Source organism: Micromonospora sp. NPDC047756, assembly GCF_055587245.1.
The window spans coordinates 1-20,975 of the sequence record NZ_JBVJGQ010000004.1; the positions used below are offsets into that span (position 1 = coordinate 1).

20 protein-coding genes and 1 pseudogene are annotated in these 20,975 nt (G+C 71.7%); 10 read left to right on the forward strand and 11 right to left on the reverse strand.

Annotation, left to right across the window (positions count from 1 at the left end):
* Positions 1-302 precede the first annotated feature (302 nt).
* Entirely contained in the window at positions 303-1,415 is a 1,113-nt protein-coding gene (locus tag ACZ6NZ_RS13145; RefSeq protein ID WP_465858434.1) for a TOMM precursor leader peptide-binding protein, read from the forward strand.
* Positions 1,412-2,758: an ABC1 kinase family protein gene (locus ACZ6NZ_RS13150; protein WP_366607846.1), complete on the forward strand. Its 1,347-nt coding sequence runs from the start codon at positions 1,412-1,414 to the stop codon at positions 2,756-2,758. Before ACZ6NZ_RS13145 ends, ACZ6NZ_RS13150 begins: the two co-directional genes overlap by 4 nt.
* A gap of 339 nt (positions 2,759-3,097) precedes the next feature.
* Here ACZ6NZ_RS13150 and ACZ6NZ_RS13155 read toward each other — a convergent pair whose 3' ends face one another.
* The 3 genes from ACZ6NZ_RS13155 to ACZ6NZ_RS13165 all read right to left on the reverse strand — a co-directional run bounded on the left by ACZ6NZ_RS13155 (position 3,098) and on the right by ACZ6NZ_RS13165 (position 6,129).
* Complete coding sequence (locus ACZ6NZ_RS13155) at positions 3,098-3,463, reverse strand: WhiB family transcriptional regulator (RefSeq protein ID WP_030490434.1); 366 nt, start codon at positions 3,461-3,463, stop codon at positions 3,098-3,100.
* 130 nt (positions 3,464-3,593) lie between these two features.
* The gene (locus tag ACZ6NZ_RS13160; RefSeq protein WP_465858858.1) at positions 3,594-3,809 is read right to left on the reverse strand and encodes a hypothetical protein; all 216 of its coding nucleotides are present in this window, start codon (positions 3,807-3,809) and stop codon (positions 3,594-3,596) included.
* Between the two features lie 154 nt (positions 3,810-3,963).
* A complete protein-coding gene (locus ACZ6NZ_RS13165) occupies positions 3,964-6,129 on the reverse strand; it encodes an ATP-dependent DNA helicase UvrD2 (RefSeq protein WP_465858435.1) in 2,166 nt (721 codons plus the stop codon).
* Between the two features lie 92 nt (positions 6,130-6,221).
* Between ACZ6NZ_RS13165 and ACZ6NZ_RS13170 the strand changes: the two genes are divergently transcribed.
* On the forward strand, positions 6,222-6,464 hold the full coding sequence (locus tag ACZ6NZ_RS13170) for a mycoredoxin (RefSeq protein WP_366607840.1): 243 nt from the start codon (positions 6,222-6,224) through the stop codon (positions 6,462-6,464).
* A 139-nt stretch (positions 6,465-6,603) separates the two neighbouring features.
* On the opposite strand, the pseudogene ACZ6NZ_RS13175 reads toward ACZ6NZ_RS13170, so the two are convergent.
* A pseudogene (locus tag ACZ6NZ_RS13175) lies at positions 6,604-7,872 on the reverse strand (MFS transporter); the annotation flags it as partial.
* A 214-nt stretch (positions 7,873-8,086) separates the two neighbouring features.
* On the opposite strand from ACZ6NZ_RS13175, the gene ACZ6NZ_RS13180 reads away from it, so the two are divergent.
* The 3 genes from ACZ6NZ_RS13180 to ACZ6NZ_RS13190 all read left to right on the forward strand — a co-directional run bounded on the left by ACZ6NZ_RS13180 (position 8,087) and on the right by ACZ6NZ_RS13190 (position 9,916).
* A complete protein-coding gene (locus tag ACZ6NZ_RS13180; protein ID WP_366607838.1) occupies positions 8,087-9,067 on the forward strand; it encodes a helix-turn-helix domain-containing protein in 981 nt (326 codons plus the stop codon).
* 74 nt (positions 9,068-9,141) lie between these two features.
* Complete coding sequence (locus ACZ6NZ_RS13185; protein ID WP_465858436.1) at positions 9,142-9,381, forward strand: DUF397 domain-containing protein; 240 nt, start codon at positions 9,142-9,144, stop codon at positions 9,379-9,381.
* A 259-nt stretch (positions 9,382-9,640) separates the two neighbouring features.
* Positions 9,641-9,916 carry a hypothetical protein gene (locus tag ACZ6NZ_RS13190; protein ID WP_396790343.1) on the forward strand — a complete coding sequence of 92 codons (276 nt, stop codon included), beginning with the start codon at positions 9,641-9,643 and terminating at the stop codon, positions 9,914-9,916.
* Positions 9,917-10,044: 128 nt separating this feature from the next.
* Here ACZ6NZ_RS13190 and nudC read toward each other — a convergent pair whose 3' ends face one another.
* Genes nudC through ACZ6NZ_RS13210 form a run of 4 tightly spaced genes read right to left on the reverse strand, consistent with a single transcriptional unit; the run spans position 10,045 to position 14,898 of the window.
* Positions 10,045-11,004: an NAD(+) diphosphatase gene (nudC, locus tag ACZ6NZ_RS13195; RefSeq protein ID WP_465858437.1), complete on the reverse strand. Its 960-nt coding sequence runs from the start codon at positions 11,002-11,004 to the stop codon at positions 10,045-10,047.
* A gap of 58 nt (positions 11,005-11,062) precedes the next feature.
* Positions 11,063-12,406, reverse strand: a complete 1,344-nt coding sequence (locus ACZ6NZ_RS13200; RefSeq protein WP_465858438.1) for a M16 family metallopeptidase — start codon at positions 12,404-12,406, stop codon at positions 11,063-11,065.
* Between the two features lie 55 nt (positions 12,407-12,461).
* Positions 12,462-13,772, reverse strand: coding sequence for a M16 family metallopeptidase (locus ACZ6NZ_RS13205; RefSeq protein ID WP_091406156.1), 1,311 nt, complete (start codon positions 13,770-13,772; stop codon positions 12,462-12,464).
* Positions 13,773-13,782: 10 nt separating this feature from the next.
* Positions 13,783-14,898, reverse strand: coding sequence for an LLM class flavin-dependent oxidoreductase (locus ACZ6NZ_RS13210; RefSeq protein WP_465858439.1), 1,116 nt, complete (start codon positions 14,896-14,898; stop codon positions 13,783-13,785).
* A 173-nt stretch (positions 14,899-15,071) separates the two neighbouring features.
* On the opposite strand from ACZ6NZ_RS13210, the gene ACZ6NZ_RS13215 reads away from it, so the two are divergent.
* The 4 genes from ACZ6NZ_RS13215 to ACZ6NZ_RS13230 are packed head-to-tail and all read left to right on the forward strand — an operon-like array spanning position 15,072 to position 18,246.
* Positions 15,072-16,136 carry an ABC transporter substrate-binding protein gene (locus tag ACZ6NZ_RS13215; protein ID WP_366607826.1) on the forward strand — a complete coding sequence of 355 codons (1,065 nt, stop codon included), beginning with the start codon at positions 15,072-15,074 and terminating at the stop codon, positions 16,134-16,136.
* A complete protein-coding gene (locus ACZ6NZ_RS13220) occupies positions 16,133-16,912 on the forward strand; it encodes an ABC transporter ATP-binding protein (protein WP_465858440.1) in 780 nt (259 codons plus the stop codon). The genes ACZ6NZ_RS13215 and ACZ6NZ_RS13220 overlap by 4 nt, the downstream gene beginning before the upstream one ends.
* The gene (locus ACZ6NZ_RS13225; RefSeq protein WP_465858441.1) at positions 16,902-17,786 is read left to right on the forward strand and encodes an ABC transporter permease; all 885 of its coding nucleotides are present in this window, start codon (positions 16,902-16,904) and stop codon (positions 17,784-17,786) included. The genes ACZ6NZ_RS13220 and ACZ6NZ_RS13225 overlap by 11 nt, the downstream gene beginning before the upstream one ends.
* A gap of 1 nt (position 17,787) precedes the next feature.
* A complete protein-coding gene (locus tag ACZ6NZ_RS13230) occupies positions 17,788-18,246 on the forward strand; it encodes an RrF2 family transcriptional regulator (protein ID WP_465858442.1) in 459 nt (152 codons plus the stop codon).
* A 325-nt stretch (positions 18,247-18,571) separates the two neighbouring features.
* Here the strand turns inward: ACZ6NZ_RS13230 and ACZ6NZ_RS13235 are convergent, their stop codons facing one another.
* From ACZ6NZ_RS13235 to cspE, 3 genes are all read right to left on the reverse strand, one after another.
* Complete coding sequence (locus ACZ6NZ_RS13235) at positions 18,572-18,772, reverse strand: hypothetical protein (RefSeq protein ID WP_357208483.1); 201 nt, start codon at positions 18,770-18,772, stop codon at positions 18,572-18,574.
* Positions 18,773-19,016: 244 nt separating this feature from the next.
* Entirely contained in the window at positions 19,017-20,330 is a 1,314-nt protein-coding gene (locus ACZ6NZ_RS13240) for a DEAD/DEAH box helicase (protein ID WP_465858443.1), read from the reverse strand.
* Between the two features lie 223 nt (positions 20,331-20,553).
* The gene (gene cspE / locus ACZ6NZ_RS13245) at positions 20,554-20,757 is read right to left on the reverse strand and encodes a transcription antiterminator/RNA stability regulator CspE (RefSeq protein ID WP_007464836.1); all 204 of its coding nucleotides are present in this window, start codon (positions 20,755-20,757) and stop codon (positions 20,554-20,556) included.
* Positions 20,758-20,975: the final 218 nt, after the last annotated feature.

The window sequence follows — 20,975 nt, forward strand, 5'->3', positions numbered from 1 at the left end:
CAGTTTTATTTCGAGTCCTCGGGTATGTTCGTTTTTTGCGTTTAAAACTTTTACCCCCTCGGGGGGACGGCCTTGTTTGTGCCCCGTGGGTTGGTGGGGGGGGGGGGGGGGGGGGGGCCCCCCCCACCCCCGTTGCCAATCGCGAGTGGTGACGCCCCTGCGGGAGCCCTGTCGGGTGGCCGACACCAGGCGGGAAGGGCTGTGGAAAACTCGCGAAACCCTGTGGATAGCGCTGGACAGCGGCCTGACCGCCTGTGGACAACGATCGACTGAACGCTAAGACGCGGTCACGATTCGTGACCATGAGCCGCACCGTACTGCCCCGCCCCACCCTGCTGCCCGGCCTCAACCGGCTCTGGCGGGACCGACACACCCTCCAACTCGGTGTCGGCCCCGGGCCGGCCGCCCTACTGGAGTTGGCCAACCCCCGCGCCGCCCACCTGCTCGACCTGCTCGACGGCAGCCGCAGCGAGCGGACCGTGCTGATCCAGGCGGCTTCCGCCCAGGTCAGCGCCGACGACGCGCGTACCCTGCTCGACACCCTGCGGGCCGCCGGCCTGTTGGTGGCCGCGCACAGCCTGCTTCCCCGCGACCTGACCGGCACGGTCCGGGCCCGGCTCGCGGCGGAGGCCGGCGCGCTGGCCCTGGCCGCCGCCCGACTGCCCGGCACCCCCGCGCAGGTCCTGCGCAGGCGGCGGGCGGCCCGCGTCCTGCTCACCGGTGCTGGGGCGCTCGGCGGGCCGCTGACCGTGGCACTGGCCCAGTCCGGTGTGGGGCAGGTGATTCCCCAGCTCACCGGCTCGGTACGCGCCGCCGATCTGGTCGGCACCGGCATCCCCGCCGCCGAACTGGGTCGGCCACTCGCACCGGCGGTGCGGGCCGCGGTCGACCGCGTCGCACCCGGCACCGGCACCCATCCGAGCCGCGGCGGGCGGATCGACCTGGTGATCCAGCTCGGTACGGACCGACCCCCGGCGCTGCTGGCCGCCGGTCTCGCCCAGCGCCGACAGCCGCACCTGCTGGTCACGCTGCGCGAGGGCGTACCGGTGATCGGGCCGATGGTCCGCCCACCCGCCGGGCCCTGCCTGCACTGCGTCGAGCTGCACCGGGCCGACCGCGACCCGGACTGGCCCCGGCTCGCCGCGCAACTCGCCGCCGCCGACCCGGTGGCCGCCGCGACGACCGGCACGCTGCTCGTCGCCTGCGGGTACGCCCTGGCCGAGGCGCTGATGCAGCTCGACGGCGGCCAACCGGAGACGCTGGGCAGCGCCATGGAGATCACCGGTACCGGCCATTTCCGCCGCCGGGGCTGGCCGCCGCACCCGGCGTGTGCGTGCTCGCGAGGCCGAGTGTCCGCACCAGCCCAGCCGCAGAGCAGCAGCGGGGCCCTCCGGTCGGTAACAATGACCGGGTGACCGACATCCCGCGCCGCGCCGTGTCCCGCACCGCCAAGCTCGCCGCCCTGCCGCTCGGCTTCGCCGGCCGGACCGTTCTCGGGATGGGCAAGCGCGTCACCGGGCTGGCCTCCGACGTGATCTCCGCGGAGATTCAGCAGCGCACCGCCGAGCAGCTGTTCAGCGTGCTGGGCCAGCTCAAGGGCGGGGCGATGAAGTTCGGCCAGGCGCTGTCGGTCTTCGAGGCCGCGTTGCCGGAGGAGATCGCCGCGCCCTACCGGCAGGCGCTGACGAAGTTGCAGGAGGCGGCGCCGCCGCTGCCAGCCGCCAGCGTGCACAAGGTGCTGGCCGAGCAGCTCGGCCCCGACTGGCGGGACATGTTCGTCGAGTTCAACGACGTCCCGGCCGCCGCCGCGAGCATCGGCCAGGTGCACCGGGCGCGGTGGCGCGAGCCGGGCTTCGACGAGTCGGGCGAACCGAACAGCCGCGACGTGGCGGTCAAGATCCAGTATCCGGGGGCCGGCGACGCTCTGCTCGCCGACCTCAAGCAGCTCTCCCGACTGGGCGGAATGTTCCGGGCCATCCAGCCCGGCCTGGACGTCAAGCCGCTCCTGGCCGAGCTTCGCGAACGGATCACCGAGGAGTTGGACTACGAGTTGGAGGCCGAGTCGCAGCGCACCTTCGCCGCCGCGTACGCCGACGACCCGGAGATCTACATCCCGGAGGTGATCAACGCTTCGCCCCGGGTGCTGGTCACCGAATGGGTGACCGGCACCCCGCTGGCCGACATCATCCGCGAGGGCACCGAGGAGGATCGGGACGAGGCGGGTCGGTTGATGGCCACCCTGCACCTCTCCGCGCCGCAACGGGCCGGGCTGCTGCACGCCGACCCGCACCCGGGAAACTTCCGGCTGCTGCCGGACGGTCGACTCGGGGTGATCGACTTCGGTGCGGTGGCCCGGATGCCGGAGGGCACCCCGGAGCCGATCGGTCGTATCGCCGCGACAGCCCTGCGCGGCGATGCCGACGAGGTCGTGGCGGGGCTGCGGTCGGAGGGGTTCATCGGCTCGGCCGAGGAGATCGACGCCGAGGGGGTGCTGGACTTCATCCGCCCCATGCTGGAGCCCATAGCGGCGGACGGCTTCCGGTTCACCCGGGCCTGGCTACGGGCCGAGGCGGGTCGACTGGCCAGCCCTCGCTCCCCCACGTACCAGCTGAGCAGGCAGCTCAACCTGCCACCGTCGTACCTGCTGATCCACCGGGTGACGCTCGGGTCGATCGGGGTGCTGTGCCAGTTGGAGGCGAAGGCGCCGTACCGGAGCATCCTGGAGCGCTGGCTGCCCGGTTTCGCCCCGGTCGCCTGACCGTCGAGACCCGGGGCGGCTGATCACGTCGAGGCCGGGCGGCTGATCACATGGGGAAGGGCGGGTGCCAGTCGGCACCCGCCCTTCTGCGTGGAGTGGTACTAGAGAACGCCCAGGTCGCGGGCCGCCTGATTGCGGCTGGTCATGGCGACGGTACGGGCGGATCGGGTTGCCTCAGTGCTCGTGGTGGTACGACCGGCCTGAGGCCGGCGCATTCGAGCCCGGGACAACGCTTCGTGGAGTAGTTGCATCTCGAAGGCTCCACTCGGAACGTTCAACATCGTCTTCTCACTCACTGCCGGTGTGCCACCGGCGTAGTTGGAACGGGTCGGGAACATGTCAGGCTGCCAGGCGGACCGCGCCACGCACCTCGGACAGCCCACTGGCCGCCAGGCGCGCCTCGGCCTCGACCCGAAGCTCGGCGTCACGGGCGACGTCCTCCTTACGCGGACGGCCACGGGGCCGCTTACGCGGGACAACCGCGCCACGCTCGAAGATCTCGCCGCCCCAGACGCCCCAGGGCTCCGCTCGCTCAACGGCTCCGGCCAGGCATTCGACACGCAGCGGGCAGTCCCCGCAGAGTGACTTGGCCAGCTCGAGCTCGGTGGGCGAGTCGGAGAACCACAGGTCGGGGTCGAACTTCCGGCAGGGCAGGTTCGCCTCCATCTCGACGCTCATGTCGAGGGGGGCCAACGCCAGACTCATCTCCCGGTCACCTCTCTCTCACTTCGATCTCGTGGATCGCATTCCGACGTACTTACGGCGGGCAAAAAACTGAGGCCGCGGATCCCGGTAAGCGGGTTCCGCGGCCTCGAGGTGAGCCGGAGTCTGATGGTCAGACCGGTTTACCTCGAGGTGGAACGCCGCGGACATCCATGCGCTTCTTGACGACCTGGATGCCATTGCCCGTGAAGCCACTGGTCCCCTCGACTCCAGCGGGCGCGACGGTCAGGGTCAGCTCGGCCTGAACCTGGTGCACCTGTGGAACCGACGGTCGTGCAGCCGCAAGGGCCACCCGGACAGCCGACAGCGGAGCGCAGACAGACGGCATCGCCGCCAGACGCTCATAGGTGAAGATCTTCACGGGTGCCACCTCCCTCACGTTCCTCGAATCGACTGGACCGACCTCGTGAGCAGCCGGAATGGCGCCGCTCGCGTGGTGTGTCCTGAGGCTATTCCTCGCGCCGGGGCGAGGGCAAACGAATTTACGACGAGATTTCGAAAGTTTTCTCAGGGCATACATCGTCCACCCCGGCACCGGCCACCAGGGCCAGCACCGAGTCCCCGTACAGACCCAGCTTGCGGGGCCCGATACCGGCGATGGCGATCAGCTCCTCCGACCGACCCGGGCGGCGCTCGGCCAGGGCGACAAGCGTCGCGTCGGTGAAGACCACGTAGGCCGGGACCTTCTGCGCGCCGGCCACCCGCTGCCGCCACTCGCGCAGCCGTTCGTGCAGCTCGTCGTCTATGTCGGACGGGCAGGTGGGGCAGCGGCCGAGCTTGCGGTCCGGGCCCGCGAGCAGGGTCGCGCCGCAGATCCGGCAGGACACGATCTGGGTCCGCCGTCGCTCGGGACCACGGGCCGGACCCGTGCCGCCGGTCGCCCGTTCCGTGCCGCCGGAGCGGTCCAGCTGGGGCAGGAACCGCGACGGCCGCCGGGCTCGTCCACCCGGCGAGCGCGCCGCGGCGTACGACAGCCAGAGCCACTCCCGGGCGCGGGTGATTCCGACGTAGAGCAGCCGGCGCTCCTCCTCGACCTGTTCGACGGTCTTGGCGTAGGTGGTGGGCAGGGTGCCCTCGGCGAGGCCGACCAGGAAGACGGCGTCCCACTCCAGCCCCTTGGCCGAGTGCAGGGACGCCAGGGTCACACCGTCCACCGTCGGCACGTGCTGCTGTGCGGCCCGGCGCGCCAACTCCTCGGTGAAGTCGGTGAGGGTGACCGGGCGCTCCACCGAGGCGGCCTCGCCGATCGGCACGACCTCGGGGGTGGCCGCGTACTCCTCGGCGAGCTGGACCAGCGCGGACAGCGCCTCCCACCGCTCGCGGGCGGCGCCGCCGGCCGGGGGCGCGTCCGGGGCCCAGCCGACGGCGGTGAGCGCCTCGACGACGGCGGCCGGCAGCGGTGTCTCCCCCGGGATCGAGCGGGTGGACGCCCGCAGCGCGACCATCGCCTGGCGCACCTCGGTCCGTTCGAAGAACCGCTCGGCGCCCTGCACGACGTACGGCACCTCGGCCTCGGTCAGCGCCTTCTCGTACGCCTCGGACTGCGCGTTGACGCGGAACAGCACGGCGATCTCCTTCGCCGGTGTGCCCGCGTCGATCAGCGACCGGCAGCGCGCGGCCACGGCGTTCGCCTCGGCCGGCTCGTCGGTGAAGATCCGCAGGTCCGGCTCGGGGCCGGGTGGGCGTTGCCCGCTCAACTCCAGCCGCAGGCGCGCCTCGGTGCCCCGGGCCTGGGAGATCACCGCGTTGGCCAGCCCGACCACCTGCGGGGTGGAGCGGTAGTCACGGACCAGCCGGACCACTGTGGCGTTGCGGTGCCGGCGGGGAAAGTCGACCAGGTACGCCGAGGTAGCCCCGGTGAACGAGTAGATCGTCTGGCTGGCGTCGCCGACCACTGTCAGGTCGTTGCGACCGGCCAACCAGGCGTCCAGCAACCGCTGCTGGAGTGGGTTGACGTCCTGGTACTCGTCGACCACGAAGTGCCGGTACTGGCTGCGGATCTGCTCGCCGACGTCCGGGTGCTCCTCGATGCCCCACACCGCGGCCCGCAGCATGTCCTCGAAGTCGATCACGCCGTTCGACCGTTTGAGCTGCTCGTACGCCGTGAACACGTCGGCGACCTTCGTCGGCTCGTGCGGTGTGTCGCGCAGGGCCCGGGCCGCGGCCACCACGTATTCGGTCGGCTCGACCAGCGACGACTTCGCCCACTCGATCTCGCCGGCCAGGTCGCGGGCGGCCGCCCGGTCGGTACGCAGGCCGACCCGCGCGGCGGCGAGGGTGACCAGTCGTACCTTGCTGTCCAGCAGTTCGGGCATGGCGCGGCCGGCCAGCAGCCGGGGGGCGAAGTACCGCACCTGGCGCAGCGCGGCCGCGTGGAATGTCCGGGCCTGGACACCCTGCGCCCCGAGCAGCGTGAGACGGTGTCGCATCTCGGCGGCGGCCCGGGCGGTGAAGGTGACCGCGAGCACGTGGCGGGGGGAGATCTCCCCGGAGAGAGCCCGGTGGGCGATTCGGGAGGTGACCGCCCGGGTCTTGCCGGTGCCGGCGCCGGCCAGGATGCAGACCGGGCCCGCAGGTGCGGTCACGGCGGCGCGTTGCTCCGGGTCCAGCCCGGCGAGCACCTGTTCCGACGCTGAGTGAACCACCACAACCAGGAATCATCTCAGCTCCTCCCAGCGTTGCAGCGAACAGCCTCGGCTTGATCCCCAAGTCGCGGCCGGAGGAGTTGGAGGATCCGACCATGCTGACGATGTATTCCACCCCCTGGTGCGGCTATTGCCACCGGCTGAAGTCCCAGCTCGACCGGGAGGGCATCGGGTACGAGGTGGTCGACATCGAGCAGGACCCGAAGGCCGCGGACTTCGTGATGAGCGTCAACGGCGGTAACCAGACGGTGCCGACGCTGCGTTTCGCCGACGGCAGCGCCCTGACGAATCCCTCGATCACCCAGGTGAAGCAGCACCTGGAGACACTCAGCGCCTGATCTGCCGGTTCATTCTCGGTGAGCGGCCGCCCCACCCGGGGCGGCCGCTCGTCGTCTTCGGGAAGCGGCCCCGGTAGCCACCGTCGGTGGGTGCCGGAAGCCCGGGCCGGTCGGCGTCCTCGGCCGGACGGCGGGGTGCCGGAAGCCCGGCTCGGTCGGCGTCCTCGGCTGGACGGCGGGGTGCCGGAAGCGTCGGGCGGGTGGGCGGCGTCGGCGGGCGGGCCCCGGCCGGGGCGCTCAGGTGCCGGCCCCGCCACAGGTAGCTGCCGGCGGCCAGGGTGGCCACCCCGACCAGCGCGAACAGCAGCCGGTAGTCCAGGAACCCGACCAGCAGGGCCCCCGCCCCGATGGAGACCGCCTGCGGCCCGCGGACCACCGCCTGGGTGGCGGCGGCGACCCGGCCGACCAGCGAAGGCGGCGTGCGGCGCTGGATCAGCGTGTGCAGACCCACCATCGTCAGCGGAAGCGAGACCCCGGCCAGCAGCACCGCCGCGAACCCGAGCCACAGATCGGGGAACGCGAGCGCGAGCGCGGCCGGAGAGAAGAAGGCGACCCCGGCGGCCAGTGTCCCGACCTCTCCGAGCCGGCGGACCAGCGTCGGCGAGCAGAGCCCACCGAGCAACCCACCGACGCCCTGCACGGTGAACAGCACCCCCACGAACGCGGCATCCCGGTTCAGCCCCTGGTCGACGTAGGCGAAGATGAGCGACTCGCTGAAGCCCATCACCAGTGACCCGAGCCCGTAGCCGAGCAGGGCCCGCCGCAGAGCGGGCTCACCGGCCAGGTGCCGCAGACCGGCGCCCAGTTCGGCCGGCCACCGCAGCCGGACGGCAGATTGCCGCTGCTGCGGGGTGGGCAGCGCGGTGACCACCGCCGCCGCGATCAGAAATCCGACCATGCCGATCCCGGCCAGTGCCCATCCGCCGAGCGCCGCGTAGAGCGCCGCGCCCACCAGCGGGCCGACAAGTCGAATCCCCTGACGTACGGTCTGCAGAACGCCGTTCGCCTCCCCCAGCAGCTCGATCGGCACCATCTCGCGGATGAGCCCACTGAGCGCCGCCCCGAGCGTGATGGACGAGAGTCCGTACAGGGCCGCCACCAGATAGACGACCCAGACGTCGCCCGCGTCGCGGACGGTGAACAACGGGGCGAGCAGGGCTGCCGTGAACACGTTCGCGGCCACGAAGAACGGTCGGCGCGGGTAACGGTCGACAACCCAGCCGACCAGCGGCGCCAGCGTCATCGGAGCGATGACCGCGAAGATCGTGGCACCGGCCAACCCGTTCGAGCCGGTCAGATCCTTGACCCAGATGGCGAGTGCGAGCAGCAGGATCGACTCGGCGGTCATGCTGGCCAGCAGACCGCCGAAGAGCAGACGGAAGTCGGGTCGGCGCAGGATCGTGCGCATGGGTCCCTCCGGCGGGATGGCGTGCCCGGGTGGGCGAGGTCGACGGGCCGCGACCGCGGGTCCGTCGTTATCCGGCATTCCCGTGGTGCGATTTTCGCAAGACACGCCCTCGCCGGAACCTCCGACACCGGTCGCGCCGTCCATACTGACCGTGGGGGGCGAATTTCATACAGTTACCGTCGCGTCTGCGGCGGTCGACGGGAAAGAGGACACTGTGCCTCCTGCCGCACCCAGCCCGATCCTGCGTCGTCGCCGGTTGGGCATCGAGCTGCGTCGCCTCCGCGAGGCCGCGGGTCTCACCGGCGATCAGGTCATCGAGCGTATCGGTTGGGCCTCCGCGTCCAAACTGTCCCGCCTGGAGAACGGCCGCAGTCGACCGGACCCGCAGGACGTCGGCGACCTGCTCGACCTCTACGGGGCCGACCAGGCGCTGCACGACGAGCTGCTGGGCATCACCAACGAGGCCGGCGACATGCGCGGCTGGTTGAAGAACTTCCCGGTGATGACGCAGCAACAGCGCGGCTGGGCCGAGTTGGAGGCGGGCTGCGCGGAGATCTCCGAGTACAACCCGGTGCTGGTGCCGGGCCTGTTGCAGACCCCCGGGTACGCCCAGCTCCGGATCGTGTCGGCCCGGCAGGTGAACGCGGGCGCGGGCGAGCCGGAGCCCGGCGACGAGCCGGAGACCGAGGTGCAGGCGCGACTGGCCCGCCAGTCGCTGCTGACGCGTGAGCCGCACGCTCCCCGCTACACGGCGGTGTTGGAGGAAGCGGCTCTCGGCCGCCGGGCCGGGCCGCCGGAGGTGCTGCACGAACAACTGCTCCAGCTCTGCGAGCTGGCGCTGCTGCCCAACGTGGCCCTGCACGTGCTACCCCGGGACACCCAGATCGGCGATTGGTACCTTCCGCCGACCGCCTTCTCGGTCTATCGGTTCGCCGATCCCCTCGATCCGGAGACATTGGCCATCGAAGGTGGCTTCACCGACGTCATGTCGACCGAGTCAATCACGCTAAATCGCTATAAAGTGGTGTTCGAGTGGCTATGCAAGGCGGCACTTGACGCCTCGGACACCCTCTCCTGGCTGATCGAGGCGACGGGACGGCTGACCGAGGCGACGCCCCCATCCACAGTGGCGTTCGGGCCGGCAACGGCGCCGACCCAACGCCGCCGGGATTCGGGGCGACTGACGGACCGGTGATCCACGGGGGACCTTCCGTCGGGACGTGCGGCACCACTCGTCCCATCGGATCGCTGCACCTCAGGAGCAGAACCATGAACGAAATCCGCAACACGCCGTCCGTCTCCGCCCACTCGTTGGCGGACGCCCCGTGGCGTACCAGCACACGCAGCCAGACCTCCAACTGCGTCGAGGTCGCCCCGCTGGCCACCGGACCGTCGGCGGTCGCCCTGCGCGACAGCAAGGACCGGAGCGGCCCGGTGCTGCTGTTCAATCGCGCGGGATGGCTCGGCTTCATCACCGGAGCGAAGGAGGGCCAGTTCGATCTGAACTGACCTGGTGACTGGTACGGGGCCGTCGGCGCACTGCCGGCGGCCCCGTCGCGTCATACCCGCCGACCCCGTCGCTCCACGACTCACCGACACCGTCTCTCGGCGACCCGACGACCCCGCTGAGCAGGCATCCGCCGATCGGACGAGGCTCGAAACCGATAGGCGCGTTTCAGTTGCTGCGACGAACACGGGGCGTAACATGGCCTCGAGTACGTGGAACTTCCACACTGGCTCATCCGTCGCGGTTCATCCGGAGACCCTCATGCGGTTCCTGATCGTTCGCACCGACATCCGCGCCGTCGCCGACGGGGACATCGCCGCCGCCTGGGCGGACGGCCACCGACTTCGCGACGAGACGACAGCGCCCGAGTCGCGCCGGCAGACCGTGCACGCCGAAAACCGGGACGCCGCGCTGCAACTGGCCCGCGCCCTGGCCACCGTCGGCGCGGTCCGTGCCGGCAAGCAACGGGTCAAGGTCCTTCCGCTGATCGAGTCGCGGCCCGCCTTCCGACACAGACCGGGCCACACCGGCACCTGATTCCACAGGTCGTCCGTCGTGGTCGGACCGGCTCCCCCGCCGCGTTTGATCGCACCCGCTGACCACGACGGCCCGTGTTCCCGGCCCGTGACCGCCGCGGCAACGGCGGCCACGGGTCGGGACCGTGCTCAGCGGTCGGCGTCCGTCCAGCCGTCCAGCCAGCGGTGGATGAGGAACAGCGCGATCGACGACGGAGGCGGCAGGATCAGCCGGGCACCGTCGCCCACGTCCACCGTCTGCCCGGCCAACGCCGCCCCGATCTCCCGGCGGGAGAACCACCGGGCGTACGCGATCTCGGACGGGTCGACCCGCACCGGCTCGGCCGGGTTGGCGGTGGCCAGGAAGCCCAGCATCAGCGACCCGGGGAACGGCCAGGCCTGGCTGCCCACGTACCCAATGCGCTCGACGCCGATGCCCACCTCCTCGCGGACCTCGCGCAGCACAGCCGCCTCCGCCGACTCCCCGGGCTCGACGTAGCCGGCCAGGCAGGAGTAGCGGCGACCACCCGGGGTGCCCTGCCAGGCGGCATTGTTGCCGAGTAGGCAGTGGCCGTCCGGGCCGTCCACGCCGTCGTGAACGAGCACGATCATCGCCGGGTCGGTACGCGGCCAGATCCGCCCACCGTTGCGGTCCACCCGGGACCAACCCGCCTCGTCCATCGCGGTCGGCGCGCCGGTGCTCGTCGAGTAGCCGTGTCGCGTGTGCCAGTTGACCAGCGCCAACGCGGTGGTGAAGATGCCAGCCTCCCGGTCGGCCAGCAGGTGACCCACCTCCCGGAGGTGGACCGCCCGGGTCCCCGGGATCGCCGGAAGAGGCGCGTCGACAGCGAAGACCGGCACCCCGTCCGGCTCGACACCCAGGAACATCGCCACCGACTCCGACCCGGCGGGCACGTCCGCCGCCCCGAACAGCACCAACGTCGGAGGTGACGTCTCGGTGCGGGCCAGCGTCCGACCCTCGTCGGTCGAGTCGAGCAGCAGCACCCGGGCGCGCAACCACGCCTCGGTCAACCACTGCGGGTCAACCCGCCGGTGCGCGGCCCGATCCAGCGTGGACCGCGCCAACGGCGGCGCCGCCTCCCCGCTCACGTCAGCCCCTCGCTGCGGAGCCCCGGGGCTCGCTCGATCACGCCAGCGCTCCGCTCGCTCACGCCTGCGGCTCGGTCTGCACCGTGGTCAGCGCGGCCAGCCCCGGGGTTACCCGCTCCGCGTCGCCGAGCACCACGACCGCCGCCCGGGCCGGGGCCAGATAGCGGGCCGCCGCCGCTGCGACGTCGTCGATGCTGGCCTTCGCCAGCCTCGCCGCGTACTCGGCCAGGAAGTCCAGACGCAGACCGTTGCCGGCGTACGCGCTGGTCAACGCCGCCAACCCGGCCTGGGTGGACATGCCGAGCTGGAGGGTGCCCAGGGCGTACTGCCGGGCCTGCTCCAACTCCTCGGGCTTCGGCGGCAGCGACGCCAACCGACCCAGCTCGTACGTCGTCTCCAGCAGCGCCGGGCCGGTGACCTCGGTGGCCACGTCGGCGGCGGCGACCAGCACCGACCCGGCGACGGAGTGCTCGATCACCGAGTGCGGGCCGTACGTGTAGCCCTTGTCCTCGCGGATGTTCTCCACCCATCGGGAGGAGAAGTAGCCGCCGAAGATCAGGTTCGCCAGTTGCAGCGGGGCGTGGTCCGGGTCGGTGCGTGACACCGCCGGCAGCGCGATCCGCAACGAGGACTGCACCGAGCCGGGCCGGTCGACCAGCAGCAGCGGCCCCGGCTCCAGTGGCGGGGTCGCCGGCAGTTCGGCCACCCGCCCGGCACCCGACCAGCCACCGAGCGCCCGCTCGGCCGCGTCCAGCGCCTTCTCCGGCTGGACGTCACCGACCAGCACCAACTGCGCGCCGGTCGGGTGGACCCGCTCCGAGTGCAGGGTGCGCAGCGCCGCCGGTCGGACGGCACGGATCTGGCCGGGCTCCGGCGTCTGCGTCGCGTACGGGTGCCGGCCGTAGATCCGCTTGAGCAGCGCCTCCCGGGCCAGGTGCGAGGGCTGGCTCTGGGCCACCTGGATCCGGTCGACGAGTCGGTCCCGTTCGGTGGCCACCTCGTCACCGGGGTAGCTGGCGCCGGTCAGCACCTCGGCCAGCAGCTCCAGCATCCGGTCCAGACCGGTGACCAGGCCGGCGCCGGAGAGCATCAGCCGGTCCGGGTCGACGCCCGCGGAGAGCCCGCCGCCCACCTTCTGCAACTCGGCGGCGATCTGCACGCTGGACATCGACTCGGTGCCGGAGAGCATGGTCTGCGAGAGCATCGCGCCGCGGGCCAGATGGACCCGGCCGAACGGCACCCAGAGCCGCAGTTCGACCAGGGGTACGGCGGGCCGGCGTACGGCGATCACGGTGAGCCCGTTGCGCAGTGTGCGCTCGGCCTGCTTGGGCACCTTGAGCTTGCGGTTCGGCCCGAGCGGCGGCAGCGTACGCGGGTGGGCGGGAGAAGTAGCGATACTCACTGTGTCACCTTCGTTCGCGACTGTGGGGCTCGCAGAACCGGCTCGCTCCTCGCGCTCACCGAACGCCTCCGGCGATGACCTCGATGGCGGCCCGGCGCTCCGGGCGCAGGGTGGCCGCGGCGGCCCGGACCTGCTCCTCGGTGACCTCGCCGACCAGCCGGGGCAGTTCGTTGAGCAGACCCGGTTCGCCGCGTTGCTGCTCCAGCACCGCCATGCGCAGCGCCCGACCGAGCACCGCGTCGGTGTCCCGCAGCAGGTGGGTCGCCATCCGGGCCTGGGTGCGGGCCAGCTCGCCGTCGGTCAGCCCGTCGGTGGCCAGCCGGTCCAGCTCCTCGTCGATGGTGCGCAGCACCTTGTCCACGTCGCCGCCGGGCGGCAGGTGCGCCTGCAACAGCAGCGCGGTGGGGTCGCGGACGTCGAACGGGTCGCCCATGAACCCGAGGTATCCGCCGAGGCTGGTCACCGTGCGGTCCCGCTGCACCAGTCGTTCGACCAGCCGCGACGCGTCGCCGTCGGTGAGCACCTCGGCCAGCACCACGTACGGCAGGTAGCCCGCGAAGTCGGTGACCGGGTCGGGCACGCGCCAGGCGCCGGCCACCGCCGGCAGCGGCGCCAGGGCGTCGGTGTACGAGGTACGCCGCTCGGCGCTCAGGTCGGGCTCGGTGAAGTCGGGCCGTTGCGGTGCCGGCCGGGCCGGCACGTCGCCGAAGTGCCGGGTGACCAGCTCGGTCGCCTCGGCCACGTCGATGTCCCCGCTGACGGCCAGCACGGCGTTGCCGCTGGCGTAGTAGCGACGGAAGAAGTCCGCGGCGTCGGCGACGGTCGCCGACTCCAGGTCGTCGAAGGAGCCGTAGCCGTCGTGGGCGTTCGGGAAGGTGTCGAACATGACCGGAGGCAGGGTCAGCCAGGGGAAGCCGCCGTACGGCCGGTTGAGCACGTTGACCCGGATCTCCTCCTTGACCACGTCGACCTGGTTACGCAGGTTCTCCTCGGTCAGCCGGGGGCCGCGCATCCGGTCCGCCTCCAGGAACAGCGCGCGTTCCAGCGCGTTGCTCGGCAGCGTCTCGAAGTAGTCGGTGTAGTCCAGGTGGGTGGAGCCGTTGAAGGTGCCCCCCGCGCCCTGCACGTGCCGGAAGTGGGCCAGCTTCTCCAGGTTCTCCGAGCCCTGGAACATCAGGTGCTCGAAGAGGTGGGCGAAGCCGGTACGCCCCTCCGGCTCCGAGCGGATGCCCACGTCGTAGACGACGGCCACCCCGATCACCGGGGCACTGCGATCGGGGGTGAGCACCACCCGCAGGCCGTTGTCGAGGGTGAACCGCTCGACCGGATACTTCGTCGCTGGAATTCTGGATCTCCGCGCCGCCACGGAGTCGACCCTAGCGCGTCGACACCGCCGCCACCCGCGACCTTCCCGGAGCCGCCGCGACCGGGGCTGTCACCAGAGGGAGCACCTCGGCACCGACCCGCTCGGCCTCCTCGCGGTGCGGCCAGCCGGAGAGGATGAACTCGTCGACGCCGAGCGCGGCGTACTCGTCGATTCGGGCCGCGACCTCGGCGTAGCTGCCGACCAGCGCGGTACCGGCGCCCTCGCGGACCAGGCCGACGCCGGCCCAGAGGTTCGGCGCGACGGTGAGCCCGTCGGTGCGGCCGGCGTTCAGCGCGGCCATCCGGGTCTGCCCCACCGAGTCCATCCGACGGAACCGGGCCTGGGCGGCGGCGATCCGCTCCGGGCTCATCCCGGCCAGCAGCCGGTCGGCCTCGGCCCACGCCTCGGCGGCGGTCGGACGGGAGATGACGTGCAGCCGGAGGCCGGTGCGCAGGGTGCGGCCCTGCTCTGCGGCGAGCGCCCGGACCCGGGCGACCCGGGCCGCGATCGACGTCGGTGGTTCACCCCACATCAGGTACACGTCGGCCTGCCGGGCGGCCACCGTCTCGGCAGCCGGGGACGCGCCACCGAAGTAGACCGGCGGCGGCGCGGCGAGTGGGGTGGCCAGGCCGCCGCCGTCGACCCGGTAGTGCTGTCCGGCGTAGTCGAACGGCCCGCCGGCCCAGGCACGGCGCAGCACCTCGACGAACTCGCCGGTACGCGCGTAGCGGTCGTCGTGCCCGAGGAAGTCGCCGTACGCCCGCTGCTCGGCCGGGTCGCCCCCGGTCACGATGTTGAGCGAGAGCCGGCCACCCGAGACGGCCTGGAACGCCTCGGCCTGCTGGGCGATCAGGGTGGGCAGCGCGAAACCGGCCCGGACCGCGACCAGCATGCCGAGCCGTTCGGTGTGCTGGGCGACCGCGGCGCAGACGATCCACGGGTCGGGGCAGCCGGCGCCCACCGGGGTGAGAACGGCGGTGAACCCGTTCGTCTCGGCGGCCCGGCCAACCTCGGCCAGGTAGGCCACCGTCGCGGCCCGGTCGTGCCTCGCGGCGCCCGCGGTGACGGTGGCGGCACCGACCTGGTCGCCGTCGCCGGAGGTGGGCAGGAACCAGTGGAAGGTCATCGCGAAGCCGCCTCTCTAGCCGGTACCGAACGCCGATTACCCTAGCAAGCTGGTAGGAAATACCGACATAATTGAGATGCGCCATCCCGCCATGTGGATGGGCCTTGACGCTGACCACAGCCTGGCCCACTCTTCCTACCAACTAAGTAGGAATACTGCGGATTGGATGGACGATGAGACGGCTCCCTCTGCGCCGGTTGGTCACCCTGGCCACCCTCGCCGCCCTCGGCGCGGCGACCCTGGGCAGCACCGCCGCGTGCGGCGACGACAGCGAGGGCGCGGGCGGCAGCTCCGGCCCGGTGACGCTGCGCCTCGGCTACTTCCCCAACATCACCCACGCGCCGGCCGTCGTCGGCGTGGAGAAGGGCATCTTCACCGAGAAGCTCGGCACCAACGTCAAGCTGGACCCGAAGACCTTCAACGCCGGCCCGGCCGCCATCGAAGCGGTCTTCTCCGGTGCGCTGGACGCCACCTACATCGGTCCGAACCCGACGGTGAACGCCTTCTCCAAGTCCAAGGGCGAGGCCGTCCGGGTCATCTCCGGCGCGGCCTCCGGCGGCGTGGCGCTGGTGGTCAAGCCCGGCATCACCGGCGCGCAGGACCTGAAGGGCAAGAAGATCGCCACCCCGCAGCTGGGCAACACCCAGGACGTGGCGATCCGGTACTGGCTCAAGCAGCAGGGCCTGACCACCACCAAGGAGGGCGGCGGCGACGTCAAGATCGTGCCGCAGGAGAACGCCCAGACCATCGAGACGTTCAACAGCGGCGCGATCGACGGCGCCTGGGTGCCCGAGCCGTTCGTCTCCCGCCTGGTCAATGCCGGCGGCAAGGTGCTCGTCGACGAGCGCGACCTGTGGCCGGACAAGAAGTTCGTCATCACCAACCTGCTGGTGAGCACCAAGTTCCTCAAGGCGCACCCGGACGTGGTGCAGAGGCTGGTCGACGGTCAGGTGGCCGCCAACGAGTTCGTCAACACCAAGCCGGACGAGGCGCAGCAGGCCATCTCCGACGCGATCGGCAAGATCACCGGAAAGCCGCTGGACTTGAAGCTCATCAAGCAGGCGTGGCCGACGTTGGAGTTCACCAACGACCCGATCTCGTCCTCCCTGAAGGCCGGGCTCGACCACGCCGTCGACGTCGGCCTGACCGAGCCGGTCGACCTCAAGGGCCTGTACGACCTGAAGTACCTCAACAACGCGCTGAAGGCCGCCGGCAAGCCCGAGGTCGTCCAGCCATGACGTCGACCACGACGACGCCGCAGAGCGCGACCACAGCGGTCGCGCTCTCCGGCGTGACAAAGGTGTACGGGCGCGGGGCGAACGCCGTCCTGGCCCTGGACGGGGTGTCGCTGGACGTCGCACCCGGCGAGTTCGTCTGCCTGGTCGGCGCGTCCGGCTGCGGCAAGAGCACCCTGCTCAACCTGGTGGCCGGGCTGGACCGGGTCAGCGGTGGGCAGATCACCCTGGCCGGCGACGTCAACCCGGGCCTGATGTTCCAGGAGCCGGCGCTCTTCCCGTGGCTGACCGTCGACGCCAATGTGGAGGTGCCCCTCAAGCTTCGCCGACTGCCCCGCGCCCAGCGTCGCGAGCGGGTGGCCGAGCTGCTGCGCACCGTCCACCTGGCCGACTTCGGCCGCAAGCGCCCGCACGAACTCTCCGGCGGAATGCGGCAGCGCGTCGCGCTCGCCCGCACGCTGGCCCTGGACACTCCGGTGCTGCTGATGGACGAACCGTTCGGGGCGCTGGACGCGATGACCCGCGACATCCTGCACGACGAGCTGGAACGGATCTGGTCCGAGCGCAAGCTCTCGGTGCTCTTCGTGACGCACAACGTCCGCGAGGCGGCCCGGCTGGCCGACCGGATCATCCTGCTCTCCAGCCGACCCGGCCGGATCATCTACTCCACCGAGGTGAACATCCCGCGCCCTCGCCGGATCGACTCCCCCGAGGTCGCCGCCATCGCCGCCGAGGTCACCGAGCGGCTCCGTACGGAGGTGGGCCGCCATGGCCAGTGACACCCTCACCAGTTCGGCGCGTACCGACGCGGAGATCACCGGCCTCGACGCGCTGGAGATCGCCGGTCGGGACAAGGAGGTCTCCCGGGGCGCCCGGATCTGGGCGGCCACCTGGCCCAAGCTCGCCGCACTGGCCATCGCCATCGCCGCCTGGCAACTGGTGGTCCTTTCGGGTTGGAAGCCCACGTACTCGCTGCCGGGTCCGCTGGAGGTCGGCCGCGAGCTGATGACCCAGGTCCAGGGTCCGCAGTTGTGGGACGGCCTGCTCACCACGTTGCGCCGAGCCGCCGTCGGGTACGTCTTCTCGGTCGCCGTCGGCCTGCTGCTGGGCCTCGCGGTAGCGCGGTCCATGGTGCTGCGCGCCGCCATCGGCTCGATGATCACCGCGTTGCAGACCATGCCGTCGATCGCCTGGTTCCCGCTGGCCATCCTGCTCTTCGAGCTGAGCGAGAAGGCGATCTTCTTCGTGGTGGTACTCGGCGCGGCGCCATCCATCGCCAACGGCGTGATCTCCGGGGTGGACTACGTGCCGCCACTGCTGAAGCGCGCCGGCCGCAACCTGGGCGCCGGAGGGCTCAACCTCTACCGGTACGTCATAGCACCGGCCGCCCTCCCGGCGATCGTCGCCGGGCTCAAGCAGGGCTGGGCGTTCTCCTGGCGCAGCCTGATGGCGGGTGAGCTACTCGTGGTCGGCATCTCGCAGACCTCGCTCGGCGCCCAGCTCACCTACTCCCGCGAGTTGTCCGACTCACCCTGGCTGCTCTCCACGATGATCGTCATCCTGGTCGTCGGACTCCTCGTAGACGCCGCGTTCGGCGCTGCGGACAAGGCGATCCGACGCCGCTGGGGCGTACTGGACCAGGCTGGTCAGTGACGTGTTCGTCTCCGCGCGCAGCGATTACGCGCTCCGGGCGATGCTCGCCGTCGCCGCCGCCGCCGGTGGTGGCGGCGACGGCGACCGGTCCGGCGAGTTGGCGAAGGCGGCCAGCCTGGCCGAGGTGCAGGACATCCCGCTCAGTTTCCTGCAGGGCATCCTGCTCGATCTGCGCCGGGCCGGTCTGCTGCACAGCCATCGCGGCGCTGACGGCGGGTACGCGCTGACCCGCCCAGCCGACGAGATCACCGTCGGCGACGTGCTGCGGGCGGTCGGCGGGTCGCTCACCACGGTGCGCGGCCTGCCGGCCGAGCGGGCCGGCTATCACGGAGTGGCCGCCGGGCTCACCGACGTCTGGCTGGCGGTGCACGGGGCGATCGCCACCGTGGTCGACAGCACCACCCTGGCCGACCTGCTAACCCACGCCCCCGTCACCCCCACCCCCACACCCCCCGCCTAACCCCCACCCACTCACCCCCGCCGCGCCCCCTGTCCCGCCCCCGCCCCACCCCGCCCCCGCCCCTGTCGCGCCCCACCCCGCCCCGCGATCTTGCACTTGCTGTCGTGGCATAAGGGCTATCAGCGCCCATACCGGCAACAGAAACTGCAAGATCGACGCAATGGGTGCTGTCGGCGCGGGGTCGTGGTTGGCGCGGAGGGTGCGGCGGTCGGAGTGGGTGATGTGGGGTGATGTGGTCGGGTCGGTGCCCCGCCGACCCGACCACACCTCGTACCGATCCTGACCGGGCCTGCCCCTCCGCCGGCGCCGGTCGGCCGGTCGCTGCTCAGCCCACGTGTGCGGTCGCCGGGCCGAGGCCCGGGTCGCCAGGACTGCGCAGCTCCACCAGACCGGCGGGAGCGTTACCCGCCGGGGTGGCATGCCAGGGCGCGAAGGCCGCAACCATGGCGAGCAACAACCCGGCGAGCGCGACCGCGACCACCAGGATCAGTTCACGCAGCGCGCCCGAGCCGGCTTCGCCCGCCATGGTCACCCCTCCCGAGCCGGGCCCCCCGCCCGACTTCCCCCCGTCGGTCAGCCTCGACCACGACCGACCGGGGCGCAGTCGGCCAGCCGACCCGGAAGAGGCTGATTACCGACTCAGCAGAGGGGCCACCCGGCGTGGGCGGCTGACCGGTCGGGCCGTGCTGACAGCCGACCGGCCGGGATCGCCGCGCAGACAGAACCGACCCGCCCCACCGAAGCGGGACGGGTCGGTCGACGCGCAGAGATCAGACGGTACGGGGGCGACGCGGTCGACGGGACCGGCCCGACGCGCGGTGCGCCGGACGGGCGCCACCGTCGGCGGTCGAGCCGCCGGAGGTACGGGCCCGGGAGGCGGGCGCCGGCGGCGCGACGATGGTCACCGGCACACCGGAGGGCTCGCGGGCACCGGTCACCCGGGCCAGCGCTCCGTCACCCGCGCGCACCTGGACCGACTCGGGCCGGATACCGGCGGTGGCCATCAGGCGGGACACGTCCCGGCGCTGCTCCGGCAGGACCAGGGTGACCACGGAACCCGACTCGCCAGCCCGGGCGGTACGACCGCCGCGGTGCAGGTAGTCCTTCGCCTCGGTCGGCGGGTCCACGTTGACCACCATGTCCAGGCCGTCCACGTGGATGCCACGGGCCGCCACGTCGGTGGCGACCAGGGCGGTCACCTGACCGTTGCGGAACTGCTCCAGGATCCGGGTGCGCTGCGGCTGGGACTTGCCGCCGTGCAGCGCGGCCGCGCGTACGCCCTTGGCGAGCAGCTGGCGGGCCAGCCGGTCGGCGCGGTGCTTGGTGCCCATGAACAGGATGGTGCGGCCCTCACGAGCGGCGATCCGGGTCAACGCGTCGGGCTTGTCCGCGGCGTCGACGTGCAGCACGTGGTGGGTCATCGCGGTGACCGTCGCGGTGCCCGGGTCCACCGAGTGGGTGACCGGGTTGCTCAGGAAGCGGCGGACCAGCCGGTCCACACCGCCGTCCAGGGTCGCGGAGAAGAGCATCCGCTGCCCCTGCGGCGCGACCTGCTCCAGCAGCTTGGTGACCTGGGGCAGGAAACCCATGTCGGCCATCTGGTCGGCCTCGTCGAGCACGGTGATCTCGACCTGGTCGAGCCGGGCGTCGCCACGGTTGATCAGATCGTGCAGCCGACCGGGGGTGGCGACGACAACCTCGGCGCCGGCGCGCAGGGCGTCCGCCTGCCGCTGCAGGGACAGGCCGCCGACCACTGTGGCGCAGCGCAGCCCGACGGCGCGGGCGTACGGGGCGAGGGCGGTGGTGACCTGCTGAGCCAGCTCGCGGGTCGGCACCAGCACCAGGGCCAGCGGGCGGCCCGGCCGCGCCTTACGGCCGGCGGTGCGGGACAGCAGCGGGAGCCCGAAGGCGAGGGTCTTGCCGGAGCCGGTACGACCCCGGCCCAGCACGTCCCGGCCGGCGAGCGAGTCGGGCAGCGTCGCCGACTGGATCGGGAACGGCTCGGTGATGCCCTGCGCGGTCAGCGCGGTGAGCAGCGCCGGCGCCAGACCGGTATGAGCGAAAGAAGAGACAACTGTGGTCATGCGGAAGCCTTCCTCGACGCGGCACGTGTCGAGGGAGGGCGCCGAAGTCGGCGCTGTCACCAGCGGAAAAAGGCCGCCAGGACTCACAAGCACGAACCGAAAGGGAGTACAGGCCGGCCCGCCTCCGGGCTGCCGCCTGCGTGGGCAGGCGGCAGCGGGGCGGGCCGGTCCCGTCACCGTCACACCCGGAGGGCGCGACAGGTAATGCTGACCGATCCGAAGATCAGAGCGGGCGGATGTTCTCCGCCTGCGGGCCCTTCTGGCCCTGGGTCACCTCGAACTCGACCCGCTGGTTCTCGTCCAGGCTCCGGTAGCCGGAGGACTGGATCGCCGAGAAGTGGGCGAAAACGTCGGCGCCGCCGCCGTCGGGGGTGATGAAGCCGAAGCCCTTGTCAGCGTTGAACCACTTCACGGTGCCAATAGCCATGTGTTTCGTCTCCTTGACGGAACGTCGGACACGCACGTGTTGCGTGCCCGAAGAGGAGCGCTCCGCGCGGGGATGCGCGAATCGCCTGTCGCTTCTGGTCGCCCCGCCCGGAGAACTCCGGACACAACAAAGAGCGCCTGGGGCCACAATCCCGCCAGGCGCACACAGAGTCTCTGGTAACCAAAACTGCAACCCGGTCAACCTACCACGGTTTTCCC